This window comes from Micromonospora sp. NPDC047465, assembly GCF_040643125.1.
GTDB lineage: Bacteria > Actinomycetota > Actinomycetes > Mycobacteriales > Micromonosporaceae > Micromonospora.
Map to the genome: position 1 here is coordinate 85,889 of NZ_JBEYTP010000021.1, position 21,085 is coordinate 106,973.

Consider the following 21,085-nt stretch of genomic DNA (forward strand, 5'->3'; position numbering starts at 1 on the left):
GACACCGATGTCTGGCTACATTGGGGTATGGTGCCCGCCCACGGAGGCCGGGCGGCGGAACCGGTCTACCGCCCCATCCTCGCCAGTCGGCGGGGCGAGCTGGAGGCGCTCGGTCATCTCGACGACGTCGTCACCCCCCTGCTCGCCCCGATTCTCCAGGTGTCCATCCTGGACTCGTACATACTGGACGTTCTCGGTCGGCTGCCCACCGGGCTGCTCCCGGCCGTCGACGTCACCGGTCTGCCCGACGCTCCGGAGACCGAGCTGGCCCGCTGGGGCGTACCGCTGGTGCCGGTGATCGGGCTCGCGGACAGCGACCGGCGCCTGGTGGCGCACGGAGCGGCGGCGCGGTGCCACGCCCACCGGGCGGTGGTCCGGCTGCGGGTCGGCCAGGACCGGGCCGGCCCGGACGCGACCACGGCGGCGGTGGAGCGCGTCTGGCGCCTCACGCGCCTCGTCCCCGAGCAGTGCGACCTGCTCCTCGACGCCGGGGACGTGTGCTGCGCGGCCGACGTGCGGCTCGCCGAGCCGCGGCTACGCCGGCTGCTGGAGTGGGCCCGCCGGCACGCCTGGCGGTCGGTGAGCGTGGCGGCCGGCGGGATGCCGCCCGCGGTGTCTCGCCTCCCCACCGACGAGCCGGTACGCCTCGACCGCTGGGACTGGCGGCTCTGGCAGCGGCTGGCGGACCTCGGCGTCGGGTACGGCGACTACGGCGTCGGCTCGGCGGTGCCCGGCGCCGATCAGCCCGGCGACCGGCTGCCCACCGTGCGCTACACCACCGACGACGCCTGGTGGGTGTACCGCTGGTCGCGCCGGGGTGGGCGGGGCGACGACCGGTTCGCGGACCTGTGCCGCGCGCTGGTCTCGGCGCCGCACTGGCCCGCCGCCGGAGCCGACTTCTCCTGGGGCGACCACGAGATCGTCCGGCGCGCCCGGCGGGGCGCCGGTGCGGGCTCGGCCAGCAACTGGGCGGCGTGGAGCACGTCCCACCACCTGGCGCACGTGCTGGCGACGCTGGCGCGCCCCGGGCGGGAGGCCCGGCCGGGGCCGTGGCGCTCCGGTCAGCCGGCCGCCGAGCGGGGTCGGCCCGCCCGGCCGCACCGGGGCGGCGAGACCCGCCGGGCCGGCTGACCCGCTACCTCAGCGCCGGCGACCCCGCACGGGGCACGTCACTGCTTCTCAGTGAACCCGAACTGCACGATGCCCTCGTCGTCGACGGTCGCGTCCACCGAGGCGTCGCCGAGCAGCTCGGCGGCGTCGGAGTCCAGGAAGATCCGGGCGCCCTGGTTGTCGACCACGTGGTCGCCCTTGACCGGTTCGGCGACCAGCTCGACGGTGAGCGAGCCCGCCTGGGTGTCGGCGGCGATCCGCACCCCGCCGTCCTCGGCGACGTCCTGCTGGTTGGCGAGGTCTCGGATCACCATCACGGCGTTGTCGGTCATGGTGAGCATGGCGGAACTCCTCGTGGATTCTCGGATACGCGGTGCGGACCGGGATTCGGCCCGCGCACGAGCGCACGTGGGAGGCGATGGAAGGGCGACACGCACATCGCCGTCGCAGGTCGGGGCAGGTCAGGGCCCCTCCACGGCCTACGTTGCCTCCTGTCGGGGCATCCGTCAAATAGAGCGTGGTCAGTGCCCGGCGCCGGCCGGGGCGAGCAGTGCCCGGATCTCGCGTACCGCCGCGCGGCCGGCCCGGTTGGCGCCGACGGTGCTCGCCGACGGTCCGTACCCGATCAGGTGGATCCGCTCGTCGGCGACCACCCGGGTGCCGTCCATCGTGATACCGCCGCCCGGCGCGCGCAGCCGCAGCGGCGCGAGGTGGTCCAGCGCGGCCCGGAAGCCGGTGCACCAGAGGATCACGTCCGCGGGCACGAACCTGCCGTCGTCCCAGGCCACGCCGTCGGGCGTGATCCGGTCGAAGACGGGTAACCGGTCCAGCACGCCGCGCTCGCGCAGCCGGCGCAGCTCGGGCGTGAGCGGCAGTCCGGTCACCCCGACCACGCTGGCCGGCGGGCGGCCGGCGCGGACCGCCGCGTCGACCAGGGCCACCGCCGCCCGCCCCCGTTCGGGGGTGAACTCCTCGTCGCGGAAGTCGGGCGGGCGCCGGGTCACCCAGGTGGTGCCGGCCGCGACGGCGGAGACCTCGGCGAGCAGTTGGACGGCGGACGTCCCGCCGCCGACCACCACGACCCGCCGGCCGGCGAACTCCGCGGGACCCCGGTAGTCGGCCGTGTGCAGCTGGCGGCCCCGGAAGCCCGACCGGCCCGGGTAGTGCGGCCAGAACGGCCGGGTCCAGGTGCCGGTGGCGTTGACCAGGGCCCGGGTGGACCAGGCAGCGCCGTCGGTCAGCACGTCCAGCCGGCCGTCGGGCCGGTCGCGCACCTCGCGGACCCGCACCGGACGCCGTACCGGCAGGTCGAACTCGCGCTCGTACGCGGCGAAGTAGGCGCTCACCACCTCGGCCGCCGGCCGGTCGGGATCCGCCGCCGGGAACGGCAGGCCGGGCAGGTCGTGGAAGCCGTGCACCCGGTCGAGCCGCAGCGTCGGCCAGCGGTGCCGCCACGCCCCGCCGGGCCCGTCGTCCCCGTCGAGGATCACGAAGCCGTCACCGGGGGCGAAACCGGCGCGGCGCAGGTGGTAGCCGGCGGAGAGGCCGGCCTGGCCGGCCCCGATCACCAGCACGTCGACGGAGCGCTCGTCCATGCCGGGTACAACAACGCCCGCCCGCTCCGACTGCCCGCCGGGTGGCGTCTCGCCGCTCACACGGCGCGCCGCGCCGCCGGCGTCGTGGCGTTCCGGTTCGGTAGGAACCGGCCCGCCTCGCCCGGAGTCTGATCGGCGTACGGGCCGGGCTCGGGCGGGAGGCGGAATGGGTGGACGGCGGGGATGGCGGGCGCTGCTGCCGGCGGCGGCGATGGGCGTGCTGCTGAGCGGCTGCACGGGCGTCGGGGTGGCCGAGGCGCCGACCGAGGGCACGGCGTCGTACGAGGCGTGGGGGCTCAACGAGGCGTCGAGCGACCTGAGCGGCGGGGACCGGACGGTGGTGCTCAACGGCGACCTGGAGCACGACAGCAAGGCGTTCTTCAGCGTCGACGGGCGGTGGCGGGCCGACGGGTTCGTGCTGGACGACGCCTCGGCCGAGAAGGTGCGCGCCCTGGCCGGTCGGCTCCCCGACCGGACCGGCGACCCCGAGTGCCGGCGGCTGGTGCTGGTGGCGGAGGGGCTGGTCGACCGGGCGGTCGCCGTCCTCACCCCGGAGGCGTCCGGCGGGCCGGTCACCGCCGCGCCACTCGACGGCTGAACGGAAATTTTCTTTCGGTTGGCGGTCTTCTCTGGCGAATACCTCCGTGGCAGCATCAGCGCATGCATCGTCGTCTCTTCCCCCGGACGCTCGCGCTGGCGGCGCTGGTGGCCGCCGCCGCCACGGCTGGCGCCCCGACCGCCACCGCCGAGTCGCCGACCCCCGCGGCGACCCGCCTGAACGCCACCATCGACGCGATCCTCGCCGACTCCCGGCTGGCCGGGGCGCAGGCATCGGTGGTCGTGAAGGACGCGGCCACCGGCGAGACCGTCTACCACCGCAACGGCGACCGCCGTCTGGTGCCCGCCTCCAACACGAAGCTGCTGACCTCGGCCGCGGCGCTCGAACTGCTCGGGCCCGGGCACCGCTTCGCCACCGAGGTGCACACCACCGGCACCCGGCGCGCGGGCCTGGTCTCCGGCGACCTCTACCTGCGCGGCGGCGGCGACCCGACCATGCTCGCCGCCGACTACGACGCGCTGGCCGCGCAGGTCGCCGCCAAGGGCGTCCGGGTCGTCACCGGCAACCTGGTCGCCGACGACACCCGCTACGACAGCACCCGCCTCGGCCCCGACTGGACCTGGGACGACGAGCCCTACTACTACGCGGCGCAGGTCTCCGCCCTGACCGTGGCTCCCGACACCGACTACGACGCGGGCACCGTCATCGTGCAGGCCGCACCCGGCGCGAGCGCCGGCGCCCGCCCGGTCGTCACCACGACCCCGGCCACCGGGTACCTGAAGATCGACAACCGGGCCCAGACGGTCGCCGACGGGGAGACGTCGATCTCGTTCGAACGGGCGCACGGCGGCAACACGGTCGTGGTCACCGGGCAGATCGCGCTCGGCGACGCGCCGGAGAGCGACTGGGTGACCGTCTGGGAGCCGACCGGCTACGCCGCCGACGTCTTCCGCTCCGCGCTGCGCAAGCACGGCGTACGGGTGCTCGGCCGCACCGTGCTGGGCCAGGCCACCCCGAAGGACGCGGCCGAGGTGGGGCGGCACGAGTCGATGCCGCTGGCCCAGTTGATGGTGCCGTTCCTCAAGCTGTCCAACAACGGGCACGCCGAGGTGCTGACCAAGGAGATCGGCCGGGTGCTCTCCGGCACCGGCACCTGGACGGCCGGGCTGACGGCGATCAGCGAGTACGTCGCCGACGCGGGGATGGACACCGGCACACTGCGCCAACGGGACGGCTCGGGGCTCTCCCGGCGCAACCTGATCCCCGCCGACGAGTTCGTGGACCTGCTCACCGCCGTCCGGGCCGAGCCCTGGTTCGACACGTGGTACGCCGCCCTGCCGGTCGCCGGCGACGCGGACCGCTTCGTCGGCGGAACGCTGCGCAGCCGGATGCGCGGCACCCCGGCGGCGGGCAACGTGCACGCCAAGACCGGCAGCCTGACGGGCGTCTCCGGCCTCTCCGGCTACGTCACCGACGCCGACGGGCGGGTGCTCGCGTTCTCGATCCTGCTCAACAACTACCTGGCCTCGTCCGTGAAGGGGCTGGAGGACCAGATCGCGATCGCGCTCGCCTCGTACACCGAGAAGGGCGCCGCCGCGGCGCGGGTCGCGCCCCCGACGGCGCCCGACGCCCCCCGGGTCCCCGAGGGCCGGGAGTGCTCCTGGGTGAAGCCCGTCGCCTGCTGACCGGTCGGCGGGGCCCGGGCCGGGGCCCCGCCGGCGGGCCGGCGGGGCCGGGTGCGAGGGCCCCGCCGGCGCTCAGGCGCCCGGGCGCCGCAGCGGCTCGGCGGTCGGGTCGCCGCCCGCGATCAGCGCGGCGATGTCGGCGGGGCGCAGGCCGCGCTGCGCCAGCACCCGGACGCCCCAGCGGTGCAGCCGACACGGATGCGGGCTCGCGTCGTTGCGACAGACCGTCCCGCCGGACCAGTTTCGGGGCGCGTGCACCACCACCGCCCGGACGGCGAACTGCGCGTCCTCGGCGGTGACGTACGGCGGCAGCGGGATCTCCCGGAGCACCTCCCCGGACGGCTCCCCGGCGCCGCGTGGGGCGGGCGGACGGACGGTGCGGGCGATGGTGCTGCTCATCGGTCGAGCCTCCACAGAGGATTGTCGGACGTGGACAGCAGAAAGTTACGACACGGCGAACGCAGCGCGACGGACAAACTGTCCCGGCCCAGAAGAACGACTCTGGTCAGGCTCGGACTTCGCCGGATCAGCGGGCGGCGCGCTCCCGCAGCCGGGCCGCCGTGCGGCGGGCGTCGTAGTCGGGGGCGACCCCGTCGACGATCAGCGCCGCGCCCGGGATGTGCCGGGTGCGCAGCGCAACGATCTCCTGGTAGGCCGGCGAGTCGTACCAGGCCCGGGCGCGCGCTCCAGGTCGGGGAACTCCACGATGACCACGGTGCCGGGCCAGTCGCCCTCCTTGACCTCCACCTCGGCGCCGTGCACCCGGAACCGGCCGCCGAACGGGTCCAGCGTGGCCTGGATCCGCTCGATGTAGGTCAGGACGTCCTCGTTGATCTGCGGTGCGTACAGGTGGGCGAGCGCGAACGCGGGCACGGATCCTCCTCGTGGGCCTTCCGACCGGCCGGGTCGCCGGTGCGGTACGCCGAGTCTCGCGCCGGCGCCCGCCCGGCGTCGATTACCCACGGGGTAACGGCGACCCGCCGCCCCTGGTCAGACGCGGTCGAGCACGACGACCGGGATGTCCCGGTCGGTCCTCGCCTGGTACTCGTCGTACGACGGCCAGATGGCGGCCATCGTGGACCACATCCGCGGCTTCTCCTCGGCCGTCGCGGTACGCGCCCGCGCGGTGAACCGCTCGCCGCCCGCCTGCACCTCGACCAGCGGCTCGTCGAGCAGGTTCAGGTACCAGGCCGGGTGCTTCGGATCGCCGCCCTGCGAGGCGACCACCAGGTACGCGTCGCCGTCGCGGCCGTAGATGAGCGCGGTGCGCCGCAGCTTCCCGCTGCGCCGGCCCCGGGTGGTCAGCAGCAGCGTGAAGACGCCCGGCCGCCACTCGTGGCCCTCGGCGCCGTCGGTGTCGACGTACCGCCGGATGTGGTCGGCCACCCAGCCCTGCGGGCTGTCCAGCACCTGCTCGCCCGACGTCATCCGCCCTCCCGTTCGTCCGTGTCGTTCCTCGTCGCGCTCACGCTACCCCCGGGCGCGGCCGGTCACCGGGCGAACGCCCAGGGCCTCCCGCGGGGCTCAGTGTCGCTGGCGGCGGTGCAGCCCGCGGCCGGGGTGCCAGCTCTCGATGACCAGGTGGTCCGGCGGATCGCCGACCCGGGTCAGGACGACCTCGGTCAGCTCGATCCGGAACCGGTGCGAGCCGTCGTCGCCGGGCGGCTCCTCGTGCGCCCGGCCGGCGATCTTCGCGTCGCCGTCCCAGGACCGCGGATCGTCCTCGGGAGCGTCCTCCGTCGGGCAGTGCAGCGCCACCCGTGGGTCGCGGCGCAGGTCGAGGGCCTTGAGCGCGCCGGCCATGCTGCCCAGCCGCAGGTGCTCGGGGCCGAAGTCGAACTCCGTGCCGCTGATCCGGGGCGAGCCGTCCCGGCGCAGCGTCGCCATCGTGCCGTGCTTGCGGACCGCGAAGCGGGCACGCACCCGCTCGGCGAACTCGGGTTCCTCGCGGAGGAGGTCGGACCACCATGTCATGGGGCTCAGCGTGGCAGCCAATCCGGACAACCCGTGGCGGCTTTCCTCAGCGGATCTCGAACCCGAGCGCCTGCGCGATCACCACGGTCTGCGCCGGGTCGACGATCGCCCCGGCCCGCTCCACGACGGTCGGGTCCAGCGCGGTCAGGTCGCTGCCGCGCAGGTCGGCGCCGGACAGCCGGGAACTGTGCAGTTGCGCGGCCGAGAGGTCCACGCCGGTGACGGTGGCGCCGGTCAGGTTGGCCCCGGTGAGGTCGACCTCCCGCATCCGTACGTCGGTGATCCGCACGCCGCGCAGGTCGGCGCCGGGCAGCGCGACGAACGACCAGTCGCCGCCGGAGACCGTCAACGGTCGCAGGTCGCACTGCGCGAACGTGCTGCCCACCAGCTTGCAGCCGGTGAACTCGGCCTCGAAGAAGTTGCACCGCTGGAAGGTGCAGCGGGTGAAGGCCGAGTCGGTGTGCCGGGAGGCGTTGAACCGCACGTTGCCGAAGGTGCACCCGTCGAAGACCGCGCCCTGGCTGACCGCCTCGGTCAGGTCGACGTGGAAGAACGAGCAGCCGACGAAGTGCCGGTCCACCAACTCCTCGCCGTACCAGTCCTCGTTGCGGAAGGTCGCGTCCTCGGTCAGCTCGGGCATCGGGCCAGGCTACTCAGCGCGTACGACATGTGTGGCGGCCGGCTCTTCCGGCGCGGGGTACCGGCTAGTAGGTTCGGCGGCGTGAGTGTGGCACGCAGCATCGACCCGGACCAGATCGGCTTCGACCCGGCGCGCCTGGCGCGGATCGACGAGCACTTCGGCAGGTACGTCGACGACGGCCGGCTCGCCGGCTGGCAGGTGGTGGTCACCCGGCGCGGCGAGATCGCCCACTCGTCGACGTACGGGCTGCGCGACATCGAGGCGGGGGCGCCCGTCGAGGCGGACACCCTCTGGCGGATCTACTCGATGACCAAGCCGGTCACCTCGGTCGCCGCGATGATGCTCTGGGAGGAGGGCCGCTTCGAGCTGACCGACGAGATCAGCCGTTGGCTGCCCGAGTTCGCCGATTTGCGGGTCTACAGCAAGGGCTCGGCCCTCAAGCCGTACACCGTGCCGGCGGTCGAGCCGATCCGGGTCTGGCACCTGCTCACCCACACCGCCGGCCTGACGTACGGCTTCATGCAGACCTCGGTGGTCGACGGCCTCTACCGGGCCGCCGGTTACGACCTGTACCCGCCGGCGGACGTCGACCTGGCCAACGCCTGCCAGGCGTTCGGCGAGCTGCCCCTGCTGTTCCAGCCCGGCACCGCCTGGGGCTACTCGGTCGCCACCGACGTGCTGGGCCGGCTGGTCGAGGTGGTCTCCGGGCAGAGCCTGGACGCCTTCTTCGCCGACCGGATCTTCCGCCCGTTGGGCATGACCGACACCCACTGGTGGGCCGACGGCGACGCCGCGGACCGGCTCGCCGCGCTCTATGCGCCGGACCCGCGCACCGGCCGCGCGTTCCGCTACGACAAGCTGGGCGCCCTGGCGTACGAGAAGCCGCTGCTGCTCTCCGGCGGCGGCGGCCTGATCTCCTCCGCCGCCGACTACCACCGGTTCACCCAGATGCTGCTGCGCGGCGGCGAGCTGGACGGGGCGCGCCTGCTGGCGCCGCGCACGGTGCGCTTCATGACCCGCAACCACCTGCCCGGCGGGCGGGACCTGGAGACCCTCTCCGCCGGCGGCTTCGCCGAGACCACCCTCGACGGGATCGGCTTCGGGCTGGGTTTCGCGGTCGTGGAGGACCCGGTCCCGAGCCGGGTGCCGAGCAGCGTCGGCGAGTACTACTGGGGCGGGGTGGCGAGCACGGCGTTCTGGGTCGACCCGGTCGAGGAGGTCACCGCGCTGCTCTTCACCCAGCTCCTGCCGTCGAGCACCTACCCGCTGCGGCCGCAGCTGCGCCAGCTCGTCTACTCCGCCCTGGTCGACTGAGCCGTCGGATCGCCGGTTACCGCACCGGCCGGGCCACCCGCTCCATAACCTGGGAGGCGGACGGCAACCCGGCGGGCGGGCAGGCAGACGGTCACCGCCCCGGCCGGACGGGGGCGGGAGGCGGTCATGAGCAACATCGTCGTGTTCGGGGCGGGCGGCACCGCGGGCTCGCGGATCACCGCCGAGGCGGTCGGCCGGGGGCACCGGGTCACCGCCGCGGTGCGCCGCCCGGAGGCCACCTCGTACCTGCCGCCGTCGGTCAAGCTGGTCACCGGCGACGCCACCACCGAACGGAGCGTGCGGGACCTGGCGCCCGACACCGACGTCATGGTGGTGGCGATCGGCGGCGGGGAGCGCGGCCTCTGGCTCAACGCGGCGCGGACCCTGGTCGGCACGCTGCGGGGTCTGCCGGCCGCGCCCCGGATCATCCACGTGGGCGGCGGGTCGACGCTGCTCACCCCGAAGGGCACCCGCTACCTCGACGAGCCGGACTTCCCCGACGAGTACCGCGACGCCGCGCTGGGCCAGGCCGACGCCCTGGACTTCTACCGCTCGTCGGCCGACGGGGTGACCTGGACGTACGTCTCCCCGCCGCCGCTGGAGTTCCATCCGGGCGAGCGCACCGGGCACTACCGCACGGGCGGCGATCAGCCGGTCACCGACGACGAGGGCCGCTCGGTGCTCAGCTACGAGGACCTGGCGGTGGCGATCGTCGACGAGATCGAGACCCCGCGCCACACGAACGAGCGGTTCACCGCCGCGTACTGACGGCGGTTCCGCCCGCCGGGGTGACGGTGTGGACCGGGGAGCCGGGCCGACGCCGGGCGTCAGCCGGCGAGGCGGGCGGGGAAGCCGCCGGTGGCGATCGGCCCCCAGGCGTCGACGGTGACCCGGATCAGCGACTTGCCCTGGCGGACCATCGCCGCCCGGTACTCGTCCCAGTCAGGGTGCTCGCCGGAGATGCGGCGGAAGTAGTCCACGAGCGGCTCCAGCGCCTCCGGCAGGTCGAGCACCTCCGCGGTGCCGTCGACCTGGACCCACGGGCCGTTCCAGTCGTCGGAGAGCACGCACGCGGAGACCCGGGGGTCGCGGCGGATGTTGGCGACCTTGGCCCGCTCGGGGTAGGTGGAGATCACCAGCCGTCCCTCGCCGTCCACCCCGGCGGAGACGGGGGACGACTGCGGCCGGCCGTCGGCGCGGGTGGTCATCAGCACCACCCGGTGCCGGGGCCGGAGGAACTCGACCAGCTCGGCCCGGTCGACCCGGGTGTTCGTCGCGATGCCTGCCACCACCCGTTTCTACCAGTCGGTCAGCGCGGGCGGGGCGCGGCGCGGCCGGCGGCGGGCTGGGCGGGGACCCGGGGGCGGACCGAGGGCCGCCAGGCGCGGCCGTTGGCGTAGATGATCCGGAACCCGAGGTACGACGCGAGGGGCGCCCAGTGCGCCGAGCCCATCCGCAGCTCGGCGGCGTTGTGCCGCTGCCCGTTGGCCAGCACGTCGAGCAGTACGGTTTCGAAGGCAGCCGATTCCACCCAGTCCACTTCCCGGGTGAAACCGCAGATCAGCGCCGCTCCCGTGGCGGCCAGGAAGTCCCGCAGCGCGGCGTCGGAGGCGCGCAGCACCGAACAGCTGCCGAAATAGAGCCGTCGGCTCTCGCAACGGCCGGCCATCAGTTCGGCGACGTCGGCGAGTTCGACGGATTCCCAGTCGGTGAGGCAGAGCCGGCTCGGTTCGCCGTGCATCGCGAAGAAGCCCACCCGGTGGTCGGCGTACTGCTTGAGCAACCAACGGTCGACGAAGTAGAAGAGTTCGTCGCGGGTCGCCGCGTCCTTGTGGATGAAGCGGATCTTCCCGAGCCGTTCGAGCAGTTCGAGGGTGGGCAGGACGGAGCCGCGTTCGTTGAGGTCCCGGTGCCACTGGCCCTCGACGCAGAAGACGCCACCGCGCGCCACGCCGCCACCTCCCCGTTCCCGCCGGCGCTGACGTTACCGCGTCGAACCGCCCGCAGAACATCACCCTCGGTGTCGCCGATTGCGACACCGCGTGCCGTTCGCGGTTTTCTGCGGCCGGTTCGCAGCGATTGGGCGTTTCGCAAACGGGCCCGATGCCCGGGCAGGGCCCCGGAACCACCAATCGTGAGGACAATTCTCGTTAATTGCCGCCAAAGGGCCGCCCAGGTGTCAGGGTGGAAACACGGGACGCCCCGGTCGATGTCCCGAACGCTACCCCAATCGCACTCCTATCGGGAGGACTTCTGTGCGCGTTAACACCCTGAAACGGGCGCTTGTCGCATTCGCCCTGGCGATGCCGGGAGCCGCGATCGCCACGGTGGTCGCCGCGCCGGCGGCCCACGCCGACGCCTGCTACACGTGGAACCGCAACCTCTACCAGGGGCGCTCCGGCGAGGACGTCCGCCAGCTGCAGATCCGGGTCGCCGGCTGGGCCGGCAACCGGGACATCGTCGAACTCGACGGCCGCTTCGGGCCGAAGACCGCCGCCGCGGTCCGGCGGTTCCAGGCCGCGTACGGGCTGCGGGTCGACGGCGTCGCCGGGCCGCAGACGTACGCCAAGATCTACGAGCTGCAGGACAACGACTGCACCCCGCGGCACTTCAGCTTCGCGGAGATGGACGACGGCTGCGGCCGCGGCGGGTGGACCGGCGGCCCGCTGTCGGCCGCCCAGACCCGCCAGAACGCCCTGCAGACGATGTGGAAGCTGGAGGCGATGCGGCGCAGCCTCGGCGACAAGCCGCTCTACGTGAGCAGCGGCTTCCGCAGCCGCGCCTGCAACGACCAGGTCGGCGGGGCGTCGGACAGCCAGCACCTCTACGGCAACGCCGCCGACGTGGTCTCCCGCACCAGCTCGCTGTGCGAGGTGGCCCGGGACGCCCGCAACCGGGGCTTCAGCGGCATCTACGGGCCGGGCTACCCGGACCACGACGACCACGTGCACGTGGACTCGCGGCGGGAGAACGACAACGACCGCACGTCGAACACCACCAGCTGGTCCGCGCCGGACTGCGGGATCGGCGCCGCCAACACCCGAGCCAGCCAGGGGCCGGCGGACCGGTAGGACGGGCACGGCGACGCCGGCCGGGAACGGCCGGACAGGTGGAACGCGCCGGCCGGGAACGGCCGGACAGGTGGGACGTCACGGCGACGCCGGCCCGGAGCGCGGGTGGGGAAAACCCCGCGCCCCGGGCCGGCGTCGTGCTGCCCGGGTCGCCGCGAGCGGACGCGGGTCAGACCAGGCCGGCGTCGTGGACCAGCAGGGCGACCTGGACCCGGTTGTTCAGGTCGAGCTTGACCAGCAGCCGCGACACGTACGCCTTGACGGTGGCGACGCTCATGAACAGCTCGCCGGCGATCTCGGCGTTGGTCCGGCCCTGCCCGAGCGCGACGGCGACCTCGCGCTCCCGCTCGCTGAGCCCGGCGAGCTGCCGCAGCGCCCGCTCCCGGCGGGGTTCGGGGCCACCGGGCGCGCGGGGGGCCGTCACGTGGTCGATCAGCCGGCGGGTCACCGCCGGGGAGAGGGTGGCCTCCCCGGCCGCCACCCGGCGTACCGCCCGCACGATCTCGGCGGGCGGGGTGTCCTTGAGCAGGAAGCCGCCGGCCCCGGCCCGCAACGCCCGGAGCACCTGCTCGTCGGCGTCGAAGGTGGTCAGCACCAGCACCTCCGGCGGGTCGGGGGACGCCCGCAGCGCCTCGGTGGCGGCGAGCCCGTCGAGCCGGGGCATCCGGATGTCCATCAGCACCACGTCCGGCGCGCACGCGGCCACCGCGTCGGGCACCTCGCTGCCGTCGGCGGCCTCGCCGACCACGAGCACGTCCGGCACGCCGCCGAGGATCATCGACAGCCCGGCGCGGACCAGCGCGTCGTCGTCGACGATCAGCAACCGCACCGGCCCCTCGGTCGCGGCCGTCGCCGGCCCGGTCACGCCGGCCACGGCAGCCAGGCGGTCAGCCGGAAGTCGCCCGAGTCGTCCCGCCCGTGCTCCAGCCGACCGCCGGCCAGGCTGACCCGTTCGGCGATGCCGACCAGGCCGGTGCCCGCGCCGGGGATCTCCGGGCCGGTGACGCTGCCGACCGGCCACCGGTTGCGGATCTCCACGGTCAACCCGTCGCCGGGGCCGCCGCCGACGTCGACGGTGACCGCGGCCCCGGCGGCGTGCTTGCGGGCGTTGGTCAGCCCCTCCTGCACGATCCGGTAGACGCTGCGCCCCGCTGCCACGGGCACCTGTTCCGCCGCCGTTACCACGTCGCGGACGCTGACCCGTACCCCGGCCGACCGGGACTCCTCGATGAGCGCCGGCAGGTCGCCCAGGGTGGGCTGCGGGCGCTCCGGGTCCTCCTCGGCGGCGGTCTCCGCGCGGAGCACCCCGATCACCTCGCGCAGGTCCTGCAACGCGGCGTGCGCGCTGTCCCGGATCACGCCCGCCGCCCTCGCCACCTCCTCCGGTGCGGCGTCCGGCCGGAACTCCAGCGCCCCGGCGTGCAGGCTGAGCAGCGAGATCCGGTGCGCCAGCACGTCGTGCATCTCCCGGGCGATCCGGGTGCGCTCCAGGTGCCGGGCCTGGGTCACCCGCAACTGCTGCTCCGCCTCGGCCCGCTCGGCGCGCTCCCGCAGCGACACGACGAGCTGCCGCCGCGCCCGGACGAACATGCCCCACGCGAGCACGGAGAGGCTGAGCACCACGCCCCAGACGGTCGCCACCCAGTACGGCAGGTGGGGGTCGGGACGCAGGTAGCTGAAGAAGAAGTTGGTGACCAGACCGGCGGCGGTGATCCCCAGCGCGACGGCCGTACGGCGGTGCACCACGACGGTGAAGTAGATGATCAGCAGCGGGACCGCCGACGCCAGCGAGAAGGCGGTCAACGGCAGGGTCACGACGGCCAGCCCCAACGGCCACCGGCGCCGCACCCAGAGCAGCACGCAGCAGACGAGCCCGAGCAGGGCGTCGACCGGGACCATCCAGCGCTGCGGCAGCGGGGTGGCGAACTCCGGGTCGGGCGCGGCGGCGTCCGCCGTGACGAGCAGGACCCAGCCGAGGCCGAGCAGGAAGCAGAGGCTGTCGACGAGCCAGTCCCGGGTGGTCCGCCGACTCCGCCCGGCCGCCCCGGCGAGGGACCCCGGCAGCAGCCAGGGATGGTCGGGTACGGCCGCGCTGGTCACGCCGTCATGCTAGGCAGCCGCCCCGGACGCCGGCCAGCTACCAAAGTCGACACCTCAGCGTCGACCTAGGTAGCCGCCGGGCGAGACCCTCGGCCGCTGCGGACAGCCGGCCGACGCGGGCAGCCTGACCGACATGATCGACGTGGAACACCTCACCAAACGGTACGGGCGGCACACGGCCGTCGACGACGTGTCGTTCCGCTGCGAGCCGGGCACCGTCACCGGCTTCCTCGGGCCGAACGGCGCCGGCAAGTCCACCACCATGCGGATGATCTGCGGCCTGACCCCGGCCAGCGGGGGCGGCGCCACGGTCGCCGGCCGGCCGTACCGGGAGCTGCCCAACCCGGGCCGGGAGGTCGGCGTGCTGCTGGACGCCTCGGCCCAGCACGCCGGGCGCACCGGGCGGGAGGCGCTGGCCGTCGCCGCCGCGACCATGGGCGTGGACCGCCGGCAGGTGGCCGCCACGCTCGACCTGGTCGGGCTGAACGCGGTCGCCGCCGGGCGCCGGGTCCGGGCGTACTCGTTGGGGATGCGGCAGCGGCTCGGCCTGGCCCACGCGCTGCTGGGCGACCCGCGGGTGCTGATCCTCGACGAGCCGGCCAACGGCCTGGACCCGGAGGGGATCTTCTGGATGCGCGGCCTGCTGCGCGACTTCGCCGACCGGGGCGGCACCGTGCTGCTCTCCTCCCACCTGCTGCGCGAGGTGGAGGCGGTCGCGGACCGGCTGGTGGTCATCGGGGGCGGCCGGATCGTGGCCCAGGGCGACAAGGACGAGCTGCTGGCCGGCGGCGGCACCCTGGTCCGGGCGCGGGACACGGCGGCGCTGCGCGGCGCGCTGGACCGGGCCGGGCTCCCGGTCACCGAGGGCACCGACGGGCTGCTGGTCCGCGCCGGCGCCGAAACGGTCGGGCAGGCCGCCGCCGACGCCGGCGTCGCCCTCACCGAGCTGCGCGCCGCCGGCAGCGGCGGCCTGGAACAGCTCTTCCTCACCCTGACCGCCGGCGCGTCGACCCGGGAGGCCGTCCGATGACCACCACCACCGCCGTCGCCCCGCCCACCGTCGCACCCCACCGTCGTCCGGCGGTACGCCGACCGACGCTGCTCCGGCTCACCGGGGTGGAGCTGCGCAAGCTCGTCGACACCCGGGCCGGGCTGTGGCTGCTGATCACCATCGGGCTGCTCGCCGCCGCCCTCGTCGTGGTCCAGCTCGTCTGGGCGGCCGACGCCGACCAGACCTTCGCCAACTTCTTCGTCCCGACGCTGCTGCCGGTCGGGTTGCTGCTGCCGGTGCTGGGCATCCTGTCGGTCACCGCGGAGTGGTCGCAGCGCACCGCGCTGACCACGTTCGCCCTGGTGCCCCGCCGCGGCCGGGTGATCACGGCCAAGCTGGCCGCGATGGTGCTGGCCGCCCTGGCGTCGGTGCTGGTCAGCCTCGGCGTGGCCGCCGCGGGCACGTTCGTCGCGGGGGCCACCGGCGGCGCGGGCACCTGGCGCTTCGAGGGGTCGCTGCTGCTGCACGCGGTGGTGGTGCAGGTGGCCGGCGTGCTGATGGGTGCCGGCTTCGGCCTGCTGCTGCTCAACACGCCGCTGGCCATCGTCGGCTACCTGCTGCTGCCGGCCCTCTGGTCGATCCTCGGCGGGCTGATCCGGCAGTTGGAGGGTCCGGCGGGCTGGCTGGACACGGGCCGCACCATGGAACCGCTGTTCACCCCGGACGTGACCGCCGGACAGTGGGCGCGGCTCGGCGTGTCGCTGCTGGTCTGGCTGGTCGTCCCGCTGGTCGCCGGGCTGGTCCGCACGCTGCGCCGCGAGGTGTCGTGACGGTGGTCGGCCACGGCGCTCCCACCGTCGTCGACGGCGGCGTGGCGGAGCTGGCGCTGCTCTGGGGCGGCTGCCCGGCGCTCGGGGCGGGTGCCGGGTGGCTGCTCACCGCGGGCGCGGGGTGGCTCGCCGAGCTGCCCTGGGCGCCGGCACAGAAGCTGTTCGGGCTGGTCGCCGGGCTACCCGACCCGCAGGCGGGCATCGGCGGGCTGGCGGTCGGCGCGCTGGGCGGCCTGCTGGTCGCCGCCATCGGCACCGCCGAGCGGCTCGCCGTCACCGTCTGCGCCGGGCGGGTGGCGCTGCGCCGTGGCGGCACCCGCCGGGAGGTCGAGCGGCGGGGAGTGCGCGCGGTGTTCCTCGACGGCAGGGACCTGGTGCTGCTCGGCCCGGACGACGGGGAACTGGTCCGGGAGAAGTCCGACCTGGCCCCCGACCGGCTGCGCGCCGCCCTCCGCGCGCACGGCTGGCCGTGGGCGGAGGCCGACCCGCACCGGGACGCGTACCGGCGGTGGGTGCCGGGGCTGCCCGGCCTGCCGGCCGGCGCGGACGCGCTGCTGCGGGCCCGGCAGAGGGCGCTCGACGACGACCGGGGCGGCGAGGCCCGGGAGCTGCGCGGCGAACTGGCCCGCTCCGGGTTGGTGGTCCGGGACGAGCGCAGACGGCAGTACTGGCGGCTGACCCGGTCGGCCGTGCGTCCCCGGCCGGAGGACGCGACTTCGCCTGAGCCGGAGGTCGACGGACGGTAGCGTTGCGTTCGACGGGGCCCTGGGCACGGGGAGCGCGCGATGACCGAGCAGCAGCCGTACCGGGTGGTGACCCGGCACCCCGGCTTCGAGCTGCGCCGCTATCCGCCGTGCCTGGTCGCCGAGGTGCAGGTCGAGGGAACGTTCGAGCAGGCCGCCCGGGACGGCTTCCGGCCGCTGGCCGCGTACGTCGGGGGCGCCAACCGGCCCCGCGACGCGAGCGTGAACGCGGCGCGGGAGGCGGGCCCGCAGACGATCGCGATGACCGCGCCGTACCTCCAGGAGGAGGCCGACCGGCCGGGCTGCTGGCTGCTGCGGTTGGTGCTGCCGGCGGCCTGCGCCCCCGACACGCTGCCCGAGCCGACGGACCCCCGCGTCCGCACCCGGCAGGTCCCCGCGCAGCTCGCCGCCGCGGTCCGGTTCCGGGGCCGGTGGACGGCGCGGGCGTTCGACCGGCGGGCGACCGCGCTCGGCCGGGCGGTCACCGCGGCCGGGCTGCGCCCCACCGACGCGGTCCGGTACGCGCGCTTCGACCCGCCGTGGAAGCCCTGGTTCCTGCGCCACAACGAGGTGGTGCTGCCGGTCGCCGAGTGAGCCCGTGCCGCACCCCGGCACGGGCGTCCTCGTTGGAGATTTACCCGCGTCGTTCGCGGGTACCGGCAGGGACGCACGGGTGACCGCCCGGGCGGGTTCGGAAGGGGGACGACGATGACCTCCGCGGGAAGCGCTGCGGGCGACGGCGGCACGGGCATCTTCCGCCGCAAGCCGGTCGAGGAGATCGCCGACGAGCGCGGCGGCGGGCTGGCCCGATCCCTCGGCCTCTGGCAGCTCACCGCCATCGGGGTGGGCGGCATCATCGGCGCCGGCATCTTCGCCCTGGCCGGGGCGGTGGCGAACGAGACCGCCGGCCCGGCCGTGCTGATCTCGTTCCTGATCGCCGGGCTCGCCAGCGCGGCCGCCGCCCTGTCGTACGCGGAGTTCGCCGGCATGATCCCGAAGGCCGGCTCGGCCTACACCTACGGGTACGCGGTGCTCGGCGAGGCGGTGGGCTGGTTCATCGGCTGGGACCTGCTGCTGGAGTACACGGCGATCGTGGCCGTGGTGGCCATCGGCATCTCCGGCTACTTCTCGTTCCTCGTCACCGAGCTGGGGGCGGAGCTGCCGGCGTGGATGCTGGGCGCCCCGGGCACCGGCGACGGGCACGTGGTGGACCTCTTCGCGGTGATCCTCTGCCTGTTCATCGCCTTCCTGCTGAACCTCGGCATCAAGTCCGCCGCCCGCTTCGAGACGTTCGTCGTCGGGTTGAAGGTCGCCGTGGTGCTGCTGGTCATCGTGGTCGGCTTCTTCCACGTCCACACCGCGAACTACTCGCCGTTCTTCCCGTTCGGGCTGAGCGGGGCGTTCACCGGCGCCGCCACGGTCTTCTTCGCGGTCTTCGGCTACGACGCGATGAGCACCGCCGCCGAGGAGTCGAAGGACGCCCGTCGGCACATGCCCAAGGCGATCCTCTACTCGCTGGCCATCTCGATGGTCCTCTACGTGCTGGCCACCCTGGTGCTGACGGGCATGCAGAACTACCGCGACATCGACCCGGAGAGCGGCTTCTCCTCCGCGTTCGCCTCCGTCGGCCTGTCGGGCCTGGCCAGCGTGATCGCCGTCGGCGCGATCATCGGCATCCTGACCGTGATGTTCACCTTCATGCTCGGCGTCACCCGGGTGTGGTTCTCGATGAGCCGGGACGGCCTGCTGCCGGGCTGGTTCGCCAAGGTGCACCCGGTCCGCCGGGTGCCGAGCCGGGTCACCTGGATCGTCGGTGTCGGCTCAGCCCTGATCGCGGGCTTCCTGCCGATCCGGGAGGCCGCCGAGCTGACCAACATCGGCATCCTGCTGGCCTTCGTGGTGGTCTGCGTCGCGGTGATCGTGCTGCGCTACCGCCGCCCCGACGCGCCACGCACGTTCCGGCTGCCGGGCATGCCGGTGGTGCCGGCGATCGGCGCCCTCTTCTCCCTCTGGCTGATCACCTTCCTCGCCCCGGTGACGTGGCTGCGCTTCGCGGTCTGGTTCGTGCTCGGCGCGCTGATCTACGCCTTCTACGGCTACCGCCGCTCGAAGCTCGCCCGGCGGGGCTGAGGACGGGCCACCGACGCCAGCAGTTCGTCGAGGGCGTCGACCTCCGCCCAGCCGTTCACGGCGATCCCGCCGGCGGCGTCGACGGTGACCTCGACCCGGTCCGGGCTGCGCGACACCGCGTCGAGCAGGCCCGGGAAGTGGTCGCCGAGCAGCACGAACTCCTGGTTGGTGGAGCCCACCCAGGGTCGCCGGGTGTCGAGCCGGTCGGCCAGGAACGGCCCGGCGACGAGGAGGTCGGTCGCCGCGAGCAGCGCCGCGACGTCGTCCCGGCCGGCGTCGACCGCCCCGTCCAACTGTGCTTTGGTGTAGCCGGTGAAGGTCATCACCGAGCGCCCGGCGGCGCCTACGCCGGCGGCGACGGTCGCCAGCGGGGCCGCCTGGTCGAAGGGCTCGCCGCCCAGCAGCGTCAGCCCCTCGGTGCCGGCGTCGAGCACCCGCCGCACCAGGTCGGCCGGGGCCACCCGCTCACCGCCCCGGAAGCTCCACAGGTGCGGGTTGAAGCAGCCCGGGCAGCGGATGGCGCAGCCCTGCACCCAGACGGCGGTGCGCTCGCCCGGCCCCTCGGCCCGGGTGGCGCCGAGGAACCGGGCCACGGCGACGGTCTCCGGCCCGGCCGCCGCGCGGGGCGCCGGGCCGAGCGCCGCCCCGGATGCCGGGCGGAGTGCCGGCTCGGGTACCGCGCCGGGTGGTGGCGGACTCTCAGACATCGAGGACCCGGCCGAGCGGCGGTTGCTGCCCCGGCGCCGGGCCGGCGGGCGGGGCGCAGACCAGGACGTCCCGCAGGCGCGCGTACTCGTGGGGGGCCAGGTTGGCGGCGGCGGCGAACTCGGCCAGGCTGCCCCGCCGGTCCCGCTCGGCCAGCACCTGCCGGGCGCGGTGCGGGTCGAAGCCCGGCAGCGCGGCGAGGTCGTCGTGGCCGGCGGCGTTGACGTCCACCGGCCCGCCGGACGGCCGGGCCGCGACCGGTTGGCCGGGCCGGGGCACGGGAGCCGCGACCGGCCCGGTCCCGTAGTAGTCGACGGGCTGGTACGGCACCATCGTCGGGTCGGCCGGCGGCTGCGACCCCGCCGGCACGGGCGGGTGGGTCGGCGCGGAAGGCGGGTACGCCGGCGCCGACGGATACCCGGGTGCCCCCGGCGGAAAGGCCGGCGACGCGGGCGGGTACGCCGGCGACGCGGGCGCGTGGGCCGGCGACCCGGGCGGGTAGGGCCCGGTGGCGGGCGTGAACGCACCGGCGGGGGTCGACCCGGGGGGCGGGGCCAGCGGGCCGGGCGGGTACGGGCCGCCGGGCCACGGCGCCGCCGGCTGCGGGGCGTACCAGGGGCGGTAGCCGGCCCGCCAGCGCAGCCACGCCGAGTTGATCAGCAGGGCGTGCAGGATGCCGGCCGCCGTGACGGCCAGCAGCGCGCCGACGGCCCAGTCGCTGGCGGCGGCCTCCTTGTCGGTCTCGCCGACGACGACGAAGGCGGTCCAGCCCGCCACGGTGTAGACGATGCCGGGAATCCACCACGCCGGCCGCCCGGCGCGGAGCCCCACGTAGATAAACCCGAAGCCGCCGAGGCAGCTGCACCCGAACAGCGGCAGCAGCAGCCACCAGCTGTGCAGCAGCCGCCACCTCAGGCTCCCCACCGGGCCGGCCGGGCCCGGGGCGGTCGGGTGCGGCCAGCCCGGGCTAGGCGCGCTCGACATCGCGTTGCTCCTGCCGTTCGGTCACGGCGGCGCGGGCGTGGTCCGCCGTGTACGCGCTGCTCACCGCCCGCGCCGCCAGCAGGTCCTCCAGCACGGCGACGTAGTCGAGACAGCGGTCGCCGAGCACGTCCCGGGTCTCGGCGCTCACCACGCCCTCGCTGGAGACGGTGACCACGATCCGCGGCTGCTCACTCATCAGGACCTGCCCTCCACGGCGAACACCAGGCGGACGCTCGCGTCCTCGGTGACCTGCTCGGACTCCAGGCGCAGGCCGGCGACGGGGGCCTGCTCGCGCAGCCGGGCCAGCACGGCCCGCTGGACCTGCCGCCCGTAGGCGGCGTCGATCGCCCGCACCACCTCGACCGCCCGCTGTTCGTCGACCTCGCCGGTGAAGTGCGCCGCCCAGACGCCGTCCTCGCCACGCCGGAAGCTCGCCCGCACGCCGGCCCACTCCGCGGTGATCGCGTCCCCGTCGGTGCCGACCACCGCGTCCGTGTCCCGCAGCGCCGCGGCGAGCAGCGTCTCGTCCCGCATCCGGGTCTGCACCTGACAGACGACGCGGCCCTCCCGGTCCCGGCCCGCGGTGGCGCCATGGGTCGCGGCGACGGCGGCGACGGCCAGCGGCAGGAGTATCAGTGAGACGCTCATCGGGAA

General features: G+C 74.9%; 27 protein-coding genes. 11 read left to right on the forward strand and 16 right to left on the reverse strand.

Annotated elements, in window-relative coordinates; genetic code table 11:
- Window positions 1–27 precede the first annotated feature (27 nt).
- Window positions 28–1,131, forward strand: coding sequence for a hypothetical protein (locus ABZ793_RS19985; protein ID WP_357459236.1), 1,104 nt, complete (start codon window positions 28–30; stop codon window positions 1,129–1,131).
- 38 nt (window positions 1,132–1,169) lie between these two features.
- Here ABZ793_RS19985 and ABZ793_RS19990 read toward each other — a convergent pair whose 3' ends face one another.
- Window positions 1,170–1,451 carry an adhesin gene (locus tag ABZ793_RS19990; RefSeq protein ID WP_357459238.1) on the reverse strand — a complete coding sequence of 94 codons (282 nt, stop codon included), beginning with the start codon at window positions 1,449–1,451 and terminating at the stop codon, window positions 1,170–1,172.
- Between the two features lie 180 nt (window positions 1,452–1,631).
- A complete protein-coding gene (locus tag ABZ793_RS19995; RefSeq protein WP_357459241.1) occupies window positions 1,632–2,705 on the reverse strand; it encodes an NAD(P)-binding domain-containing protein in 1,074 nt (357 codons plus the stop codon).
- A gap of 166 nt (window positions 2,706–2,871) precedes the next feature.
- On the opposite strand from ABZ793_RS19995, the gene ABZ793_RS20000 reads away from it, so the two are divergent.
- Window positions 2,872–3,303 (forward strand): hypothetical protein, encoded by a 432-nt coding sequence (locus ABZ793_RS20000; RefSeq protein ID WP_357459243.1) that lies wholly within the window; start codon window positions 2,872–2,874, stop codon window positions 3,301–3,303.
- Window positions 3,304–3,365: 62 nt separating this feature from the next.
- Entirely contained in the window at window positions 3,366–4,949 is a 1,584-nt protein-coding gene (gene dacB / locus ABZ793_RS20005) for a D-alanyl-D-alanine carboxypeptidase/D-alanyl-D-alanine-endopeptidase (RefSeq protein WP_357459246.1), read from the forward strand.
- Between the two features lie 72 nt (window positions 4,950–5,021).
- Here dacB and ABZ793_RS20010 read toward each other — a convergent pair whose 3' ends face one another.
- The 6 genes from ABZ793_RS20010 to ABZ793_RS20035 form a co-directional block, all read right to left on the reverse strand.
- Complete coding sequence (locus ABZ793_RS20010) at window positions 5,022–5,348, reverse strand: hypothetical protein (RefSeq protein ID WP_357459248.1); 327 nt, start codon at window positions 5,346–5,348, stop codon at window positions 5,022–5,024.
- Window positions 5,349–5,475: 127 nt separating this feature from the next.
- On the reverse strand, window positions 5,476–5,592 hold the full coding sequence (locus ABZ793_RS20015) for a hypothetical protein (protein ID WP_357459345.1): 117 nt from the start codon (window positions 5,590–5,592) through the stop codon (window positions 5,476–5,478).
- Entirely contained in the window at window positions 5,550–5,822 is a 273-nt protein-coding gene (locus ABZ793_RS20020) for a DUF1330 domain-containing protein (RefSeq protein WP_357459250.1), read from the reverse strand. The genes ABZ793_RS20015 and ABZ793_RS20020 overlap by 43 nt, the downstream gene beginning before the upstream one ends.
- A gap of 117 nt (window positions 5,823–5,939) precedes the next feature.
- Entirely contained in the window at window positions 5,940–6,377 is a 438-nt protein-coding gene (locus ABZ793_RS20025) for a nitroreductase family deazaflavin-dependent oxidoreductase (RefSeq protein ID WP_357459252.1), read from the reverse strand.
- Between the two features lie 96 nt (window positions 6,378–6,473).
- Window positions 6,474–6,923: a pyridoxamine 5'-phosphate oxidase family protein gene (locus tag ABZ793_RS20030; protein WP_357459255.1), complete on the reverse strand. Its 450-nt coding sequence runs from the start codon at window positions 6,921–6,923 to the stop codon at window positions 6,474–6,476.
- 46 nt (window positions 6,924–6,969) lie between these two features.
- Window positions 6,970–7,563, reverse strand: coding sequence for a pentapeptide repeat-containing protein (locus tag ABZ793_RS20035; RefSeq protein WP_357459258.1), 594 nt, complete (start codon window positions 7,561–7,563; stop codon window positions 6,970–6,972).
- 81 nt (window positions 7,564–7,644) lie between these two features.
- Between ABZ793_RS20035 and ABZ793_RS20040 the strand changes: the two genes are divergently transcribed.
- Both ABZ793_RS20040 and ABZ793_RS20045 read left to right on the forward strand, forming a co-directional pair.
- On the forward strand, window positions 7,645–8,877 hold the full coding sequence (locus tag ABZ793_RS20040) for a serine hydrolase domain-containing protein (RefSeq protein ID WP_357459261.1): 1,233 nt from the start codon (window positions 7,645–7,647) through the stop codon (window positions 8,875–8,877).
- 126 nt (window positions 8,878–9,003) lie between these two features.
- Window positions 9,004–9,645 carry an NAD(P)H-binding protein gene (locus ABZ793_RS20045; protein ID WP_357459263.1) on the forward strand — a complete coding sequence of 214 codons (642 nt, stop codon included), beginning with the start codon at window positions 9,004–9,006 and terminating at the stop codon, window positions 9,643–9,645.
- Window positions 9,646–9,704: 59 nt separating this feature from the next.
- Here the strand turns inward: ABZ793_RS20045 and ABZ793_RS20050 are convergent, their stop codons facing one another.
- Both ABZ793_RS20050 and ABZ793_RS20055 read right to left on the reverse strand, forming a co-directional pair.
- Window positions 9,705–10,169, reverse strand: a complete 465-nt coding sequence (locus tag ABZ793_RS20050; RefSeq protein WP_357459266.1) for a PPOX class F420-dependent oxidoreductase — start codon at window positions 10,167–10,169, stop codon at window positions 9,705–9,707.
- A gap of 17 nt (window positions 10,170–10,186) precedes the next feature.
- The gene (locus tag ABZ793_RS20055) at window positions 10,187–10,828 is read right to left on the reverse strand and encodes a hypothetical protein (RefSeq protein ID WP_357459269.1); all 642 of its coding nucleotides are present in this window, start codon (window positions 10,826–10,828) and stop codon (window positions 10,187–10,189) included.
- Between the two features lie 304 nt (window positions 10,829–11,132).
- Between ABZ793_RS20055 and ABZ793_RS20060 the strand changes: the two genes are divergently transcribed.
- A complete protein-coding gene (locus ABZ793_RS20060) occupies window positions 11,133–11,948 on the forward strand; it encodes a D-Ala-D-Ala carboxypeptidase family metallohydrolase (RefSeq protein ID WP_357459272.1) in 816 nt (271 codons plus the stop codon).
- A 169-nt stretch (window positions 11,949–12,117) separates the two neighbouring features.
- Here ABZ793_RS20060 and ABZ793_RS20065 read toward each other — a convergent pair whose 3' ends face one another.
- Together ABZ793_RS20065 and ABZ793_RS20070 are read right to left on the reverse strand one after the other, a co-directional pair.
- Complete coding sequence (locus ABZ793_RS20065; RefSeq protein ID WP_357459275.1) at window positions 12,118–12,813, reverse strand: response regulator transcription factor; 696 nt, start codon at window positions 12,811–12,813, stop codon at window positions 12,118–12,120.
- Window positions 12,810–14,048 carry a histidine kinase gene (locus tag ABZ793_RS20070; protein ID WP_357459278.1) on the reverse strand — a complete coding sequence of 413 codons (1,239 nt, stop codon included), beginning with the start codon at window positions 14,046–14,048 and terminating at the stop codon, window positions 12,810–12,812. Before ABZ793_RS20070 ends, ABZ793_RS20065 begins: the two co-directional genes overlap by 4 nt.
- Before the next feature lie 133 nt (window positions 14,049–14,181).
- On the opposite strand from ABZ793_RS20070, the gene ABZ793_RS20075 reads away from it, so the two are divergent.
- From ABZ793_RS20075 to ABZ793_RS20095, 5 genes are all read left to right on the forward strand, one after another.
- Window positions 14,182–15,078, forward strand: coding sequence for an ATP-binding cassette domain-containing protein (locus ABZ793_RS20075; protein ID WP_357459280.1), 897 nt, complete (start codon window positions 14,182–14,184; stop codon window positions 15,076–15,078).
- Complete coding sequence (locus ABZ793_RS20080; protein WP_357459284.1) at window positions 15,075–15,869, forward strand: ABC transporter permease; 795 nt, start codon at window positions 15,075–15,077, stop codon at window positions 15,867–15,869. The genes ABZ793_RS20075 and ABZ793_RS20080 overlap by 4 nt, the downstream gene beginning before the upstream one ends.
- Window positions 15,866–16,615 carry a hypothetical protein gene (locus ABZ793_RS20085; RefSeq protein ID WP_357459287.1) on the forward strand — a complete coding sequence of 250 codons (750 nt, stop codon included), beginning with the start codon at window positions 15,866–15,868 and terminating at the stop codon, window positions 16,613–16,615. Before ABZ793_RS20080 ends, ABZ793_RS20085 begins: the two co-directional genes overlap by 4 nt.
- A gap of 39 nt (window positions 16,616–16,654) precedes the next feature.
- Window positions 16,655–17,206 carry a heme-binding protein gene (locus tag ABZ793_RS20090; RefSeq protein ID WP_357459290.1) on the forward strand — a complete coding sequence of 184 codons (552 nt, stop codon included), beginning with the start codon at window positions 16,655–16,657 and terminating at the stop codon, window positions 17,204–17,206.
- A 114-nt stretch (window positions 17,207–17,320) separates the two neighbouring features.
- Complete coding sequence (locus tag ABZ793_RS20095) at window positions 17,321–18,742, forward strand: amino acid permease (RefSeq protein ID WP_357459292.1); 1,422 nt, start codon at window positions 17,321–17,323, stop codon at window positions 18,740–18,742.
- On the opposite strand, the gene ABZ793_RS20100 is transcribed toward ABZ793_RS20095, so the two are convergent.
- Genes ABZ793_RS20100 through ABZ793_RS20115 form a run of 4 tightly spaced genes read right to left on the reverse strand, consistent with a single transcriptional unit; the run spans window position 18,709 to window position 21,079 of the window.
- Complete coding sequence (locus ABZ793_RS20100) at window positions 18,709–19,449, reverse strand: 4Fe-4S single cluster domain-containing protein (RefSeq protein ID WP_357459295.1); 741 nt, start codon at window positions 19,447–19,449, stop codon at window positions 18,709–18,711. The two genes, ABZ793_RS20095 and ABZ793_RS20100, sit on opposite strands and share 34 nt — an antisense overlap.
- Window positions 19,442–20,431: a hypothetical protein gene (locus ABZ793_RS20105; protein ID WP_357459298.1), complete on the reverse strand. Its 990-nt coding sequence runs from the start codon at window positions 20,429–20,431 to the stop codon at window positions 19,442–19,444. The genes ABZ793_RS20100 and ABZ793_RS20105 overlap by 8 nt, the downstream gene beginning before the upstream one ends.
- Window positions 20,415–20,627, reverse strand: coding sequence for a DUF2997 domain-containing protein (locus ABZ793_RS20110; protein WP_357459301.1), 213 nt, complete (start codon window positions 20,625–20,627; stop codon window positions 20,415–20,417). The genes ABZ793_RS20105 and ABZ793_RS20110 overlap by 17 nt, the downstream gene beginning before the upstream one ends.
- Window positions 20,627–21,079 (reverse strand): hypothetical protein, encoded by a 453-nt coding sequence (locus ABZ793_RS20115; protein WP_350702960.1) that lies wholly within the window; start codon window positions 21,077–21,079, stop codon window positions 20,627–20,629. Before ABZ793_RS20115 ends, ABZ793_RS20110 begins: the two co-directional genes overlap by 1 nt.
- Window positions 21,080–21,085: the final 6 nt, after the last annotated feature.

Coding starts and splice junctions, on each gene's coding strand:
- ABZ793_RS19985 (WP_357459236.1), top strand. CDS start 28: ATGGTGCCCGCCCACGGAGGCCGGGCGGCGGAACCGGTCTACCGCCCC.
- ABZ793_RS19990 (WP_357459238.1), bottom strand. CDS start 1,451: ATGCTCACCATGACCGACAACGCCGTGATGGTGATCCGAGACCTCGCC.
- ABZ793_RS19995 (WP_357459241.1), bottom strand. CDS start 2,705: ATGGACGAGCGCTCCGTCGACGTGCTGGTGATCGGGGCCGGCCAGGCC.
- ABZ793_RS20000 (WP_357459243.1), top strand. CDS start 2,872: ATGGGTGGACGGCGGGGATGGCGGGCGCTGCTGCCGGCGGCGGCGATG.
- dacB (WP_357459246.1), top strand. CDS start 3,366: ATGCATCGTCGTCTCTTCCCCCGGACGCTCGCGCTGGCGGCGCTGGTG.
- ABZ793_RS20010 (WP_357459248.1), bottom strand. CDS start 5,348: ATGAGCAGCACCATCGCCCGCACCGTCCGTCCGCCCGCCCCACGCGGC.
- ABZ793_RS20025 (WP_357459252.1), bottom strand. CDS start 6,377: ATGACGTCGGGCGAGCAGGTGCTGGACAGCCCGCAGGGCTGGGTGGCC.
- ABZ793_RS20030 (WP_357459255.1), bottom strand. CDS start 6,923: ATGACATGGTGGTCCGACCTCCTCCGCGAGGAACCCGAGTTCGCCGAG.
- ABZ793_RS20035 (WP_357459258.1), bottom strand. CDS start 7,563: ATGCCCGAGCTGACCGAGGACGCGACCTTCCGCAACGAGGACTGGTAC.
- ABZ793_RS20045 (WP_357459263.1), top strand. CDS start 9,004: ATGAGCAACATCGTCGTGTTCGGGGCGGGCGGCACCGCGGGCTCGCGG.
- ABZ793_RS20075 (WP_357459280.1), top strand. CDS start 14,182: ATGATCGACGTGGAACACCTCACCAAACGGTACGGGCGGCACACGGCC.
- ABZ793_RS20080 (WP_357459284.1), top strand. CDS start 15,075: ATGACCACCACCACCGCCGTCGCCCCGCCCACCGTCGCACCCCACCGT.
- ABZ793_RS20090 (WP_357459290.1), top strand. CDS start 16,655: ATGACCGAGCAGCAGCCGTACCGGGTGGTGACCCGGCACCCCGGCTTC.
- ABZ793_RS20095 (WP_357459292.1), top strand. CDS start 17,321: ATGACCTCCGCGGGAAGCGCTGCGGGCGACGGCGGCACGGGCATCTTC.
- ABZ793_RS20100 (WP_357459295.1), bottom strand. CDS start 19,449: ATGTCTGAGAGTCCGCCACCACCCGGCGCGGTACCCGAGCCGGCACTC.
- ABZ793_RS20105 (WP_357459298.1), bottom strand. CDS start 20,431: ATGTCGAGCGCGCCTAGCCCGGGCTGGCCGCACCCGACCGCCCCGGGC.
- ABZ793_RS20110 (WP_357459301.1), bottom strand. CDS start 20,627: ATGAGTGAGCAGCCGCGGATCGTGGTCACCGTCTCCAGCGAGGGCGTG.
- ABZ793_RS20115 (WP_350702960.1), bottom strand. CDS start 21,079: ATGAGCGTCTCACTGATACTCCTGCCGCTGGCCGTCGCCGCCGTCGCC.